The organism is Rossellomorea sp. ABR4_012, from assembly GCF_056159545.1.
This window is the reverse complement of record NZ_JBSWVK010000001.1, coordinates 235,403-249,764: the sequence shown is the minus strand read 5'-3', so window position 1 is coordinate 249,764 and position 14,362 is coordinate 235,403. Positions and strand designations below refer to the sequence as shown.

Here is a 14,362-nt window from a genome sequence, read left to right as displayed (position 1 = left end):
TAAATTCCTCCTGATTCGGCGAAGATGATACCATCTTTTGAATTAGGAGGGGAGTCTGATGAAGACAGGTACACTTCGTCAAATTCTATTGATTACGGATGGCTGCTCTAATCAAGGTGAAGACCCGATCGCCATGGCGGCACTTGCCAAGGAGCAAGGGATTTCGGTAAATGTCATAGGTGTAATGGATAATGATGTGATTGATGATAACGGCATGCAGGAGATTGAAGGAATCGCTCTATCAGGCGGAGGGGTGAGTCAGATTGTTTATGCCCAGCAGCTTTCGCAAACGGTCCAAATGGTAACGAGAAAAGCAATGACACAAACCTTGCAAGGGGTAGTGAATAATGAATTAAAGCAAATTCTCGGAAAATCCGCTTCCATGGAAGAACTGCCGCCTGATCAGCGCGGGGAAGTAATGGAAGTGGTGGACGAGTTGGGAGAGTCTGTTGACATGGAAGTGTTGATTCTTGTCGATACGTCTGCAAGTATGAAACACAAACTCCCGACAGTCAAAGAAGCCCTGCTGGATCTGTCTTTAAGCTTGAATGCTAGAATGGGAGATAACAAATTCTCTGTGTTCGTATTTCCCGGGAAACGACAAGATGTCGAAAAATTGCTGGATTGGACACCAAAACTCGAAACACTTACGAGTATTTTCTCTAAACTGTCTCCAGGCGGCATTACTCCAACAGGCCCGGCCATCTCAGAAGCATTGAGCTATTTCAAGAAAAAACGTTCATTAAGGGGATTGCTCTCTCGTGGCGATGATGAACAATACTTCGAAGAAACCATTTAATTTCCCTGCGGGGACAGTGATAAGAGGAAAATGGTATAAACAGATTTATACGATTGTAAAAGAGTTAGGGTATGGTGCCAATGGAATGGTGTATCTGGTGCAGGGAGCTTCCGGATACCTGGCACTTAAGATGAGTGACAGTAATGTTTCGATCACTTCTGAAGTAAATGTATTAAAGTCGTTTTCAAAGGTCCAGGGAACTCCCCTTGGACCTAAACTTCATCAGGTGGATGATTGGGAAACGAGAGGCCAAAAAATACATTTTTATACGATGGAATATATCCAGGGAATGAATCTATTAAGCTTTGTACAATCGAAAGGATCTGCCTGGACGGGTGTGCTGATCGCACAGCTGCTTTCGGATCTGGAACGGATTCATCATGAGGGCTGGGTGTTCGGGGATCTGAAACCTGAAAATCTGATAGTGACAGGACCGCCCTACCGGATACGCTGTATCGATGTAGGGGGAACGACCATACAGGGGAGAGCGATCAAGGAATTTACCGAGTTTTTCGACCGAGGATACTGGCTTGGGGGTTCCAGGAAGGCAGAACCTACCTATGATCTTTTTTCAGTTGGCATGATTTTAATAAATTTAGCTTATCCGGGGCGTTTCAATAAGACAGGAACAGGGAATATGCAGCAATTAAGAAAGGCTATAAGTGCGAAAGACCAATTGAGCAAGTTTCAGACTACGATTGAAAAAGCGTTGGAAGGAAGCTTTCGCTCTGCAGGTGAAATGAGAAATCACTTACTGAATGGCCTTTCACATGGAGGAAGCACGCAATCTTCTGTCTCCAGGCCTGCCAGGAAAGCATCATCATCCTCTTTTTCCCGTCAGTCTTCTTCACAGCCGAGCTCACAGCCAAGCAGACTCCAGAAACAAAAACGGAGGAAATCAAGTCATTTCCTTGAAACGGTGCTGGTGATCATGATTGTATCGATTCTATATGCCTTATATATCTACGGAGAGCTTATGTAGAATTGTAGTACCAGAGGGTTTAAATTGATACAATGAGGAAAAAGAGCCGAGGAAGAGGAAGTAATCATGATAGAGAAGACGACAAAAGAATTCATTCAACGGCATCAGTTGATAGAAGCTGGGGACCGGATTGTGACGGCAGTTTCCGGAGGACCGGATTCTTTGGCGCTGCTTCATTTTCTTCATGTGAATAGAAAAGAATGGGGAGCCGAAGTGATTGCTGCTCATCTCGACCATATGTTTCGGGGAGAGGAGTCGTATCAGGAGCTCCTTTTTGTTAAGGAGTTTTGTACAGAGCGGCAGATTCCTTTTTACGGGGAAAGAATCGATGTTGCAAAAATCATGGAAGACCAAAATGGTACCTTACAGGAAGTTGCCCGCAACGTAAGGTATGATTTTCTAAGGGAAGTCATGAAGGAAGTTTCTGCAGACAAACTTGCACTGGGTCATCATGGTGACGATCAGATGGAAACGATCTTGATGAAGCTGACCAGGGGTACTGCAGGAAAAGGAAGGGCAGGAATCCCTTATAAGCGTGAATTTACCCCAGGCATGATCATTCGGCCATTTCTGTCTGTCACCAAGAATGAGATTGAAGGATATTGCGGGAAGCATTGTCTTTTTCCGCGCATCGATCCCAGCAATGAGAAAGAATTTTATACAAGGAATCGTTTTCGAAAAGCAATCATTCCTTTTTTAAAAGAAGAAAACCCGATGGTCCATCATCAATTTCAACAATTTAGTGAAGAAATAACAGAAGATGAAGAGTTTTTAGAGGAATTAACGCGGGAAAAGTTGAATAAGGTATGGAATAACACAGAGGTTTTCTCTGAGTTGAATATTGAAGGCTTTCTTGCAATGGCTGAGCCTTTACAAAGAAGAGGGATTAATCTAATATTAAACTATCTTTACAAACAAAGACCATCTTCTTTATCGACTATACATATTTACGATGTATTGGGTATATTAAGAGGAAAATCACCTAATGCTAGCTTGGATTTACCTGGAGGTCTCCGAGTAACAAGGGCGTATCATACCTGTTATTTTCACTTTGGGAAATTAGAGTCTGGTCAAGCCCCTTATTGTTATGAGCTAAAGGATAATAACCCTCTTACGCTTCCAAGCGGTTCTCAATTTGTTCTCCATGATTCTTTATTAGATTTAGAATTCCATAACGGTGAATGTGTTTTTTTAAATCGTGAGGACGTGACACTTCCGTTATTCATTCGAACGAGAAAGACGGGAGATCGATTGAAAATCAAAGGTTTACAAGGAACAAAAAAGCTCAAATCCCTATTCATTGACGAAAAAGTGCCCCGTCATTTACGTGATGAATGGCCGGTTGTCGTCGACTCGAGGGGTGAAATCCTTTGGGTTCCCGGAATAAAAAAGTCAATTTACGATTTAGGAGAAGCTCGGGAAAATAGTTTAGTATTACAATTTAAAAGCAATCATCTTCTAGGAGGCAGTTGAACATTGTTAAATCAGGATATTGAAAAAGTATTGATTTCAGAGGAAGAACTTCAGGCAAAGATCAAAGATCTAGGGGCTCAGCTGACAGAGGAATATCAAGATAAATTCCCTTTGGCAATCGGTGTGTTGAAAGGTGCAATGCCTTTTATGGCTGACCTTTGTAAACGTATGGACACTCATATGGAAATGGATTTCATGGATGTTTCAAGTTATGGGAATTCCACTGTTTCTTCCGGCGAAGTGAAGATTGTGAAAGACTTGGATACAAAAGTCGAAGGCCGTGACATTCTGATCCTTGAGGATATCATCGACAGCGGTTTGACGCTAAGCTACCTTGTGGAGCTGTTCCGCTACCGGAAAGCGAAGTCAATCAGCATCGTCACTCTTTTAGATAAGCCTTCCGGCCGTAAAGTGGATATCAAAGCAGATTATGTCGGCTTTATTGTTCCAGATGAATTTGTCGTTGGGTACGGATTGGATTATGCGGAAAGATACCGTAATCTGCCGTATATCGGTGTATTGAAACCTGAAGTGTATACAACAGGGGAATAAGTGTAATCTAAAGAGGAATATTCTATTCGTTTTATTGGATAACATCAAGTCCTATTTGTTGTAATGCCATGATTTACTATGATACTATTTTAGTTAGTTTGTTTACCCGTGGGAGGAGGTAAGGGATGAACCGGATCTTTCGTAACACCATATTCTATTTACTGGTCTTTTTAGTCATTATAGGTGTGGTGAGTTATTTCAGTAACAACAACGAACCAACCAAAAATATCGAATACAGTACGTTCATCAACCAGCTTGAAAAAGGGGAAGTTGAATCATTCTCCATTCAGCCTGGAAGAGGTGTATATGAGGTAAAAGGAGAGTTAAAAGGAGCTGAAGAAGGAGAAGCCTTCTTAACTTATGTCCTTACTACCGATGGCAAGCTGATGGATCAAATCAATGCTGCAGCTTCTGAGCAGGGTATTGACGTCAGCGTTTTACAGGCCAAAGAAACCAGCGGATGGGTATCGTTCTTTACAACGATCATTCCATTTGTCATCATTTTCATTCTATTCTTCTTCTTACTGAACCAGGCTCAAGGCGGCGGAAGCCGAGTCATGAACTTTGGTAAGAGTAAGGCGAAGCTTTATAGCGAAGAGAAGAAGAAAGTCCGTTTTAAAGACGTAGCTGGAGCGGATGAAGAGAAACAGGAACTGGTAGAGGTTGTGGAATTCCTTAAGGATCCACGTAAATTCTCTGAAATAGGTGCACGTATTCCTAAAGGGGTGCTGTTAGTAGGACCTCCAGGAACAGGTAAAACGTTACTTGCGCGAGCTGCAGCAGGAGAAGCGGGAGTACCGTTCTTCTCAATCAGTGGTTCTGATTTCGTCGAAATGTTCGTCGGTGTCGGGGCTTCCCGTGTTCGTGACTTATTCGAAAATGCGAAGAAGAATGCACCTTGTATCATTTTCATTGATGAAATTGATGCGGTAGGCCGTCAGCGTGGGGCAGGTCTTGGCGGAGGCCACGATGAACGTGAGCAGACGCTTAACCAGCTACTCGTTGAAATGGATGGTTTCGGAGCCAACGAAGGAATCATAATCGTTGCTGCAACGAACAGACCAGACATTCTTGACCCGGCGTTATTGCGTCCTGGTCGTTTTGACCGTCAAATCACGGTGGACCGTCCAGATGTAATCGGTCGTGAAGCTGTACTTCAAGTACATGCCCGCAACAAACCGCTTGATGATTCAGTCGATCTGAAAGCGATCGCGATGAGAACACCAGGCTTCTCAGGAGCAGATTTAGAAAACCTTCTGAACGAGGCAGCACTTGTTGCAGCCCGTGAAGACAAGAAGAAGATTGACATGCGTGATATCGACGAAGCGACGGACCGTGTCATTGCGGGACCTGCGAAGAAGAGCCGCGTCATATCTGAAAAAGAACGTAAAATCGTTGCATTCCATGAAGCGGGTCATACCGTGATTGGAGTGATACTTGATGAAGCGGATATGGTACATAAAGTAACCATCGTTCCCCGTGGTCAGGCTGGCGGATATGCCGTCATGCTGCCTAAAGAAGATCGCTACTTTATGACGAAGCCTGAGCTTCTTGATAAAATTACTGGCCTACTCGGCGGTCGTGTCGCAGAGGAAATCATCTTCGGCGAAGTATCGACGGGTGCCCATAATGACTTCCAGCGTGCAACAGGCATTGCGCGTAAGATGGTGACTGAATACGGGATGAGTGACAAACTCGGACCGCTTCAATTCGGATCGCAGCAAGGCGGTCAAGTGTTCTTGGGTCGTGACATCAATAGTGAACAAAACTATTCAGATGCCATTGCCCATGAAATCGACATGGAAATGCAGCGCCTGATCAAGGAAAGCTATGCACGTGCCAAGAAGATTCTCACAGAGAACCGTGACAAGCTTGAACTGATTGCAAAAACGCTGCTTGAAGTAGAAACACTCGATGCTGCACAAATCAAGCATCTTGTGGATCACGGAACATTACCTGAGCGCACGTACGAATCTGACAAAACAGACAAAAGCGACGTAAAGGTAAACATCCAAAAGAAAAACGAAGAAAACGTGATCGAAGCAGAAACAACAGAAACCACTTCTGAAAAAGACGATTCTGACAAAACCGATCGCACATAATACAAAAAGACTGTACCTATGATAGGTGCAGTCTTTTTCTGTTTTATCAATTTTTAAGGAGAGGGCTATAGATGAATGTATGGGAATGAATCACTGGTGATTAAAGCCCGTTCTAGCTGTTGATTGGAGTGGAAGGCGAAGACTCCTGCGGGAAAAGTAGCTAATGTGAGACCCCGCAGGGAGGAACGACCGAGGAGGCTCACGGGCTACCCGCGGAAAGCGAAGTCTTCCACGGAAATCAACAGCGGTGTTAAAAGTCCCTCTCCAAAAACATAAACCAATGTACGCTCAAATATTGCCCCGGCTTTTGTACTTACCTATTATTTATAAGATATGGTATGATGTTGGCAGTGTGTGAAAACAATTGGCTTAGTAGGTGAGAATATTGATTTTTGTAATGGATGTAGGGAATACAAATATCGTGTATGGCGTCTATGAAGGCGACCATTTAAAATATCACTGGAGATCGGAAACGAACCGGCATAAAACCGAAGACGAATTCGGCATGCTAGTGAAAAATCTGTTTCAGCACGTAGACTTGAAATTCGAAGAGATAGACGGGATCATCATTTCATCTGTTGTTCCGCCGATCATGTTCAGTTTGGAACGCATGTGCGAAAAGTATTTCAATGTCACCCCGCTTGTTGTGGGACCTGGCATTAAAACAGGACTGAATATCAAATACGAAAATCCGCGTGAAGTAGGGGCAGACCGGATTGTGAATGCGGTAGCAGGCATCCATGAATACGGCGGTCCGCTTATCATTGTGGACTTTGGAACCGCTACAACCTATTGCTACATTAATGAGGATAGACAATATATGGGTGGAGCGATCGCCCCTGGAATCGGCATTTCGACAGAAGCCCTGTATTCGAAGGCAGCAAAGCTGCCAAGGATTGAAATCGCCCGTCCGGATCACATCATAGGGAAGAACACGGTGACGGCGATGCAAGCAGGTATACTTTATGGATATGTAGGACAAGTTGAGGGAATCGTACAAAGAATGAAAGCGCAAAGTAATGAGGAACCAACTGTCATTGCAACAGGAGGGCTTGCTGCTTTGATTTCCAAAGAATCAAATTCAATCGATGTAGTGGACCCATTCCTTACCCTTAAAGGATTAAAACTGATTTACAAACGAAATATGAATTAAGAACCAAGTAAAGGAGCATGAATATGAGCGACTACTTAGTGAAAGCCTTAGCTTATGATGGGCAAGTGCGCGCGTATGCTGTAAAAAGTACGGAAACCGTCGGTGAAGCGCAAAAGAGACATGATACATGGCCGACTGCTTCAGCCGCGTTAGGAAGATCCATCAGTGCCGGTGTCATGATGGGAGCTATGCTTAAAGGAGAAAATAAATTAACGATAAAGGTGGAAGGCGGAGGTCCGATCGGAGCGATTCTTGTGGACAGCAACGCCAAAGGGGAAGTAAGAGGATATGTCTCCAATCCGCATGTACACTTTGATCTTAACGAGCATGGAAAGCTGGATGTACGCCGTGCTGTGGGGAATTCTGGTACTCTTTCTGTTGTGAAGGATATCGGAATGAGAGATCACTTCTCGGGCCAGGTGCCGATTGTTTCTGGTGAACTTGGAGAAGACTTCACGTATTATTTCGTGACTTCAGAACAGGTCCCTTCCTCTGTAGGAGTGGGAGTGCTTGTGAATCCTGATAATTCGATCCTCGCTGCCGGTGGATTCATCCTTCAATTGATGCCGGGTACAGACGATGAGACGATTACAAAGATCGAAGAGAGACTATCGAAAATCCCGCCAATTTCTAAGCTGATTGAAAAAGGACTTACACCTGAAGAAGTCCTGGAAGAAGTCCTTGGAAAAGGTGAAGTGAAAATTCTCGATACAATGCCGGTATCGTTCAAGTGTCAATGCTCGAAAGAACGATTTGCGAACGCAATCATCAGTCTGGGTGAAAAAGAAATCCAGGAGATCATCGACGAAGATCAACAAGCGGAAGCGAAATGTCATTTCTGTAATGAAACGTATGTTTTTTCAGATAAAGAATTGGAAGAACTTAAAGAAGAAGCAAAATAGTAAACAGACCAGGGAGACATACAATCAATGAAATTAAAACCTTACCCTTTACTGATTGGAGCAGCTTTATTGCTTGTGACGAACATTGTCACGTTATTCTTATGGTTAAAGCCTGATGCGTCTCAGAGTATGGGCGGTATGAAAGCGGGTAACGAGGTGGTTGCCACGGTCGGCGGTGATTCTGTCACCAGAGAAGACTGGCTCTATTCACTTGAACAGAAGTACGGCGAACAAGAACTTAAACAACTGATCAACCAAAAGGTGATTGAAAAAATCGCGAAGAAGTACGATATTTCCGTTTCGGATGAAGAGGTCAATCAGGAATATGCTTTAATTCGCTCGGTATATAACTCGTTCGATGAAGAGTACACAGAAGACGAGGAAACCGTCAAAAACCAAATCAAAACAGACTTACTACTGGAAGAACTCTTGACGAAAGATGTGGAAGTTTCTGAAGGTGAGATGAAAAGCTTCTACGAACAGAATGAAGAAATGTATTCGATCCTTAAAATGTACAACCTGAAGCAAATCAAAGTAGGGGATCAATCCGAGGCTGACCAGGTCATCAAAGAACTCGAAAATGGTTCCAGCTTCGATGTCCTTGCAATGGAGCGTTCCATGGATGAACAAAGTGCTCATCTCGGGGGTGAAATCGGTTATATCCCTGCAGATGGGGAACTATTATCCCCGGAAGCGGTGGAAGAAATCGATTCTTTGAATGAAGGAGAATGGAGTCAGCCGGTGAAATCTGGATCTGACTATGTTGTATACCTTTTGGAAGACATCATGAAAGAAAGACACTACAGCTATGATGATGTAAAACCTCAAATCAGGCGTCAGCTGGCGATAGAACAAGTGGAAACACCGCTGCTTCCCGAAGCATTCTGGGATGAAGCCGATGTAGAATGGTTTTACGGGAGTGAACAATAAGGGGAAGACTGGCTTATAATCGGCCAGTCTTTTTACATGTACATAAACACATGTGGTTTAACGAAACATAGAAGGGATAAATAGTGAATAGAGTAGAAAAAGGAGCCGCCTGCGCTTTTCTATGTCCAGCTCCAGGGCTTAGAGGCACATGTCACAAGTCAAACCGACCAAGAAGGCGAAGCACGCCTTCGTGGCCGATTCGCCTTATGCCACCCGCCTCTGGGCAAAGCCCTTACGCATTTCAGTTGACAAATTGATTGAATATTGGTACATTTTAGAGAATAAATCCAACAAAACTACTTGGGATTAGGAGTGAAGAATGAATGGTTAGAGTTGCTAATTCAATTTCAGAATTAATAGGCCAAACTCCAATAGTGAAGCTTAATCGTTTGGTCGATGAAAATAGTGCAGATGTGTACTTGAAATTGGAATATATGAATCCTGGAAGCAGCGTAAAAGACAGAATAGCGTTAGCGATGATTGAGGATGCCGAAAAGGCAGGAAAGATCCAGCCTGGCGATTCCATTGTAGAACCGACCAGCGGTAATACCGGAATCGGACTCGCGATGGTTGCTGCAGCAAAAGGATATAAAGCAGTACTGGTCATGCCTGATACAATGAGTATGGAAAGACGCAATCTCTTGCGTGCATACGGGGCTGAGCTTGTACTTACTCCTGGATCTGAAGGAATGGGCGGCGCAATCCGTAAAGCAGAAGAGCTTGCTAATGAAAAAGGATACTTCATGCCACAGCAATTTAAAAATGAAGCAAACCCTAAAGTGCACAAAGAAACGACAGGGAAAGAGATTGTGGAGCAAATGGGCGGCCAGCTTGATGGGTTTGTTGCCGGAATCGGTACAGGCGGAACGATCACCGGGGCCGGAGAGGTATTGAAGGGGCATTATCCATCCATCAAGTTATACGCGGTTGAGCCTACTGACTCTCCAATCCTGTCGGGCGGAAAGCCGGGACCGCATAAAATACAAGGAATCGGAGCAGGATTTGTACCTGATATCCTTAATACATCCGTCTATGACGAAGTGATTCAAGTACGAAACGAAGAGGCGTTCGACTACGCGAGAAAAGCTGCCAAAGAAGAAGGGATTCTCGGCGGAATCTCTTCAGGCGCAGCCATCTATGCAGCACTTAAAGTGGCAAAAGAACTAGGCAAAGGAAAAAAGGTACTCGCGGTCATCCCAAGTAACGGCGAGCGCTACCTAAGCACCCCTCTTTATCAATTTGATGATGAATAAAAAATCAACGGATCCTGAAGCAGCGTTTGCTTCGGGATCTTTTAGTTTGATTTCTCTCCATTCAGAAATACCCGACAAAACGCCCACTTCCAAACTTTCAACAGTGAAACCTTCCGAAACTTCATGTATCATGAAAGAAGATAAACCAGTAGGAGTGTGAAGGAAGTGCAGCACCTATATTTTCATAAAAACCGTACAACGAAAGAACAATTTTTCTCAGCATATCAACAACTAAGTCAGGATCAAACACACCATGTTTTGCTGGAAAGCGGCCGCGGTGGACGATATAGTGTTGCCGGACTTCAACCAAAAGCAATATTGGAAAGTACAGCGGAAGGACTTAAGGTCCGGGATGAAAAGAACACGGAAATAAGACCGGGGGACCCGTTGATCGAATTGGAAAAATGGCTGCAGCCGTTGAATGTGGAAAGACAGCCTGTTCTCCCAGACTTTCAAGGAGGTGTCATCGGCTTTCTGAGTTATGACTATGCAAGAAGAATCGAGAAACTGCCTTCCCTGAGTAAGGATGACCTTGAAATTCCTGAAGTGTATTTCTTTTATTTAGACCAGTGGGTAGTGTTTGACCATAATGAGGAAATGCTGTGGACGATGATTCTTACTCATGATGAGAAAAGCCATGCAGAAGCACAGCTGACAAAGTGGACGAACTTGTGGCATGAGCACCTTGTACAGAAGGGAACGGAAGAAGCTGCACAGGCTAAACAAGATGTTCCTGACATTAAGGTCTCAATGAACGAAGAGCGGTTTTCGAATGCCGTAAAGAGAATTCAGGACTATATCTCGCAGGGAGATGTCTTTCAAGTCAATTTATCAGTCAGACAATCGCAGGAGCTAGGGGCTGAACCATTCGCCGTTTATCAAAAACTGCGTGAACTTAACCCCTCCCCTTATATGAGCTACATCCAGACACCTGAATTCCAGATTGTTTCAGGGTCACCGGAGCTCCTGGTGAAGAAAAAAGGAGCGGAAGTGAGCACAAGGCCGATTGCCGGTACACGTTCCCGTGGGAAAGACGCCGCTGAAGATGAAGCGCTGGCACATGAACTGATCGATAATGAAAAAGAGCGTGCAGAGCATGTCATGCTTGTGGATCTTGAACGCAATGACTTAGGAAGAGTCTGTAAATACGGAACGGTAGAAGTCAATGAATTCATGGTCATTGAAAAGTATTCGCACGTCATGCACATCGTTTCAAATGTAAGAGGAACACTAGATGAACATAAAACCGGTGCTGATGTAATCCGTTCTGTTTTTCCGGGAGGGACGATCACGGGTGCGCCAAAAGTAAGAACGATGGAGATTATTGAAGAGCTCGAGCCTTTGAGGAGAGGCATTTACACAGGATCGATAGGTTGGATCGGTGTAAACGGGGATATGGAATTAAATATCGTCATCCGGACGATGTTTGTGAAAGATAATGAAGCATACATCCAGGCTGGTGCGGGCGTCGTCATCGATTCGAATCCGAAATATGAATATAAAGAATCACTGAAGAAAGCCAAAGCTCTTTGGGTGGCAAAAGCAATGGCGGAAGGAAGAGGGGAACATCTATGATACTCATGATCGATAACTATGACTCATTTACGTATAATCTCGTTCAGTTTTTAGGAGAGCTGGGCGAAGAGCTGGTCGTCAGAAGGAATGACGACATCACGATTAAGGAAATAGAATTGATGTCTCCCGATTACCTTATGATATCCCCGGGGCCCTGCAGCCCGAATGAAGCCGGGATCAGCCTTGAGGCCATTTCGTATTTTGCCGGAAAGATACCGATTTTCGGCGTATGCCTGGGGCATCAGTCAATCGCTCAGGTATTTGGAGGGGACGTCATCCGTGCCGAGCGGCTTATGCACGGAAAGGTGTCAGACATGCATCATGACGGAAAAACCATTTTCCATGGAATTCAGAACCCTTTTGAAGCAACAAGATATCATTCTCTGATTGTAAAGAGGGAGACCCTTCCCGATTGTTTTGACATAACAGCGGAAACTTCCACAGGTGAAATCATGGCCATCCGCCATAAGGAGCTCGCGATCGAAGGTGTACAGTTCCATCCTGAGTCGATCATGACGCAACAGGGCAAGGAACTATTGAAGAACTTCCTTGAAACCTATAAGAAAGCCGGGTTGCCGGCATAATGTATATCTATTTGAATGGGAACATCGTTCATCAGTCAGAAGCGTCCATATCGCCTTTTGATCACGGTTATTTGTACGGATTGGGTGTCTTTGAAACATTCCGCACGTACGGCGGCCACCCATTTCTATTAAGAGATCATTTATCCAGACTAAAAAAGGGGCTCGAAGGCCTGAACATTGAAGCGGATATCAAAGAAGCGAAGATAAAGCAGGTTGTAAGTACACTTTTAAGAAAAAATGGATGGGAAGATGCATACTTCCGGCTGAATGTTTCAGGTGGGCCGGGTGAAATAGGGCTGCAGACTGCTCCTTACGAGGAAGCCACCACCATTCTTTTTCAAAAAAAATTACCGCCTTCAAGGCCCCTTCGAGAAAAAGAGGGTGTCATCCTCCGATTGAGACGAAGTACACCTGAAATAGAAGAGAGGTTGAAGTCCCATCATTACCTCAATAATCTCGCTGCCAAAAGAGAAATAGGCCCTTCCCCTGAAAAGGAGGGGATCTTCCTGACAGGCGATGGCTATATATGCGAAGGTATCACCTCGAATATCTTCTGGATAAAAGAAGGAGAAGTCCATACCCCTTCCATTGAAACGGGATTATTGAACGGGATTACAAGACAGTTCATTCTGGCCCTGGCACAAAACCTGAACATACCTGTCCGTGAAGGTCTGTATCGTGAAGGCGATCTGGAAGCGGCAAGCGAAGTATTCTTTACGAATTCCGTACAGGAGATTGTACCGGTTAACAAAGCAGGGAATCGAACCTTTGAAGGTAGTGAAGGCAAATATGTCAGATTGCTGCATGAACATTACCAGAAGTATGTGACTTATTTAGACTCCATTGAAGATATGAAAGAAGGGAACGCTTATGCCACGAACGATTAAATGCGGAAAATATGAATTGGATTACTCCAGCAAAACCCTCATTATGGGGATCCTCAATGTGACACCGGATTCTTTTTCCGATGGAGGTTCGTATGACTCTGTCCAGAAGGCAGTGGCGCGTGCCAAAGAAATGGTAGAAGAAGGAGCGGACATCATTGATGTCGGAGGCGAATCGACACGTCCGGGCCATGTCCCTGTTTCGGCAGAGGAAGAGATTGCAAGAGTGGTACCGATCATCGAAGCACTTGTTGGAGAAGTAGACGTGCCGATTTCAATCGATACGTATAAAGCGGAGACTGCCAGAAAAGCGCTTGAGGCAGGAGCCCATATCATTAACGATGTATGGGGGGCGAAGAAAGACCCGCTCATCGCAGAAGTGGCAGCTGAAAAAGGGGTTCCAATCATCCTGATGCACAACCGTGAGGAAAAAGACTACGAGGTGTTTATGAGGGATGCAGTTCAAGATCTCCAGGAAAGCATTACACTCGTAAAGAAAGCGGGGGTGAAGGATGACCAGATCATTCTTGACCCAGGGATTGGTTTTGCCAAAACATTCGAGCAGAACCTTGAAATGATGAGGAGCATTGACATCCTTGTATCTCTCGGATATCCGGTCCTTTATGCCACGTCGCGCAAAAGGGTCATCGGCCATGTGCTGGATCTGCCGGTCGAAGAGCGTGTAGAAGGGACAGGGGCCACTGTATGCTGGGGCATCCAAAAGGGGTGCCAGCTCGTCCGTGTCCATGATGTCAAAGAAATGGCGCGGATGGCGAAAATGACGGATGCATTAATGGGAAAGGAGCGGTACGATGGATAAAATCATGCTGAATGAAATGGAGTTCTATGGATATCACGGCGTATTTCCGGAAGAAAATAAGCTCGGTCAGCGCTTCCGTGTGAGTGTGGAGCTGCACCTCGATTTAAAAAAATCCGGACAAAGTGACAATCTTGAGGATTCCGTCAACTATGCGGATGTCTACTCTATCGCAAAGTCGGTCGTGGAAGGAGATCCCCTAAACCTAGTGGAGGCAGTAGCTGAAAGGATCTCCGCTGAAATACTGCGTTCATTTTCGGTCGTTGAAAGCTGCAAGATAACACTGATCAAGCCTGATCCCCCCATTCCCGGTCATTACCGGTCGGTGGCAGTGGAGATCACGAGGAGTCGATAAC

Annotated in this window: 14 protein-coding genes; all 14 read left to right on the top strand. The window is 44.7% G+C overall.

What is annotated here, in order from left to right:
* The first annotated feature begins 58 nt into the window (after positions 1-58).
* The 14 genes from ACXAFV_RS01340 (at position 59) to folB (ending at position 14,361) form a co-directional block, all read left to right on the top strand.
* Entirely contained in the window at positions 59-799 is a 741-nt protein-coding gene (locus ACXAFV_RS01340) for a VWA domain-containing protein (RefSeq protein ID WP_475123932.1), read from the top strand.
* Complete coding sequence (locus ACXAFV_RS01335) at positions 768-1,781, top strand: protein kinase domain-containing protein (protein WP_475126035.1); 1,014 nt, start codon at positions 768-770, stop codon at positions 1,779-1,781. Before ACXAFV_RS01340 ends, ACXAFV_RS01335 begins: the two co-directional genes overlap by 32 nt.
* 66 nt (positions 1,782-1,847) lie before the next feature.
* Entirely contained in the window at positions 1,848-3,254 is a 1,407-nt protein-coding gene (gene tilS / locus ACXAFV_RS01330) for a tRNA lysidine(34) synthetase TilS (RefSeq protein ID WP_475123930.1), read from the top strand.
* Between the two features lie 3 nt (positions 3,255-3,257).
* The gene (gene hpt, locus ACXAFV_RS01325; protein WP_475123928.1) at positions 3,258-3,806 is read left to right on the top strand and encodes a hypoxanthine phosphoribosyltransferase; all 549 of its coding nucleotides are present in this window, start codon (positions 3,258-3,260) and stop codon (positions 3,804-3,806) included.
* 125 nt (positions 3,807-3,931) lie between these two features.
* A complete protein-coding gene (ftsH, locus tag ACXAFV_RS01320; protein WP_475123927.1) occupies positions 3,932-5,908 on the top strand; it encodes an ATP-dependent zinc metalloprotease FtsH in 1,977 nt (658 codons plus the stop codon).
* A gap of 385 nt (positions 5,909-6,293) precedes the next feature.
* The gene (locus ACXAFV_RS01315; protein ID WP_475123925.1) at positions 6,294-7,061 is read left to right on the top strand and encodes a type III pantothenate kinase; all 768 of its coding nucleotides are present in this window, start codon (positions 6,294-6,296) and stop codon (positions 7,059-7,061) included.
* Between the two features lie 23 nt (positions 7,062-7,084).
* Positions 7,085-7,963: an Hsp33 family molecular chaperone HslO gene (gene hslO, locus ACXAFV_RS01310; RefSeq protein ID WP_475123924.1), complete on the top strand. Its 879-nt coding sequence runs from the start codon at positions 7,085-7,087 to the stop codon at positions 7,961-7,963.
* 27 nt (positions 7,964-7,990) lie between these two features.
* On the top strand, positions 7,991-8,893 hold the full coding sequence (locus tag ACXAFV_RS01305) for a peptidyl-prolyl cis-trans isomerase (RefSeq protein ID WP_475123922.1): 903 nt from the start codon (positions 7,991-7,993) through the stop codon (positions 8,891-8,893).
* Positions 8,894-9,216: 323 nt separating this feature from the next.
* On the top strand, positions 9,217-10,146 hold the full coding sequence (gene cysK / locus ACXAFV_RS01300; RefSeq protein WP_475123921.1) for a cysteine synthase A: 930 nt from the start codon (positions 9,217-9,219) through the stop codon (positions 10,144-10,146).
* 165 nt (positions 10,147-10,311) lie between these two features.
* On the top strand, positions 10,312-11,721 hold the full coding sequence (gene pabB, locus ACXAFV_RS01295; RefSeq protein ID WP_475123920.1) for an aminodeoxychorismate synthase, component I: 1,410 nt from the start codon (positions 10,312-10,314) through the stop codon (positions 11,719-11,721).
* The gene (pabA, locus tag ACXAFV_RS01290) at positions 11,718-12,305 is read left to right on the top strand and encodes an aminodeoxychorismate/anthranilate synthase component II (RefSeq protein ID WP_475123919.1); all 588 of its coding nucleotides are present in this window, start codon (positions 11,718-11,720) and stop codon (positions 12,303-12,305) included. The genes pabB and pabA overlap by 4 nt, the downstream gene beginning before the upstream one ends.
* A complete protein-coding gene (pabC, locus tag ACXAFV_RS01285; protein ID WP_475123917.1) occupies positions 12,305-13,192 on the top strand; it encodes an aminodeoxychorismate lyase in 888 nt (295 codons plus the stop codon). Before pabA ends, pabC begins: the two co-directional genes overlap by 1 nt.
* Positions 13,176-14,009, top strand: coding sequence for a dihydropteroate synthase (gene folP / locus ACXAFV_RS01280; RefSeq protein ID WP_475123915.1), 834 nt, complete (start codon positions 13,176-13,178; stop codon positions 14,007-14,009). The genes pabC and folP overlap by 17 nt, the downstream gene beginning before the upstream one ends.
* Positions 14,002-14,361, top strand: coding sequence for a dihydroneopterin aldolase (gene folB, locus ACXAFV_RS01275; RefSeq protein WP_446244927.1), 360 nt, complete (start codon positions 14,002-14,004; stop codon positions 14,359-14,361). Before folP ends, folB begins: the two co-directional genes overlap by 8 nt.
* Position 14,362: the final 1 nt, after the last annotated feature.

Coding starts and splice junctions, on each gene's coding strand:
- pabA (WP_475123919.1), top strand. CDS start 11,718: ATGATACTCATGATCGATAACTATGACTCATTTACGTATAATCTCGTT.
- hslO (WP_475123924.1), top strand. CDS start 7,085: ATGAGCGACTACTTAGTGAAAGCCTTAGCTTATGATGGGCAAGTGCGC.
- folP (WP_475123915.1), top strand. CDS start 13,176: ATGCCACGAACGATTAAATGCGGAAAATATGAATTGGATTACTCCAGC.
- folB (WP_446244927.1), top strand. CDS start 14,002: ATGGATAAAATCATGCTGAATGAAATGGAGTTCTATGGATATCACGGC.
- ACXAFV_RS01340 (WP_475123932.1), top strand. CDS start 59: ATGAAGACAGGTACACTTCGTCAAATTCTATTGATTACGGATGGCTGC.
- ftsH (WP_475123927.1), top strand. CDS start 3,932: ATGAACCGGATCTTTCGTAACACCATATTCTATTTACTGGTCTTTTTA.
- ACXAFV_RS01335 (WP_475126035.1), top strand. CDS start 768: ATGATGAACAATACTTCGAAGAAACCATTTAATTTCCCTGCGGGGACA.
- tilS (WP_475123930.1), top strand. CDS start 1,848: ATGATAGAGAAGACGACAAAAGAATTCATTCAACGGCATCAGTTGATA.
- pabC (WP_475123917.1), top strand. CDS start 12,305: ATGTATATCTATTTGAATGGGAACATCGTTCATCAGTCAGAAGCGTCC.
- ACXAFV_RS01305 (WP_475123922.1), top strand. CDS start 7,991: ATGAAATTAAAACCTTACCCTTTACTGATTGGAGCAGCTTTATTGCTT.
- cysK (WP_475123921.1), top strand. CDS start 9,217: ATGGTTAGAGTTGCTAATTCAATTTCAGAATTAATAGGCCAAACTCCA.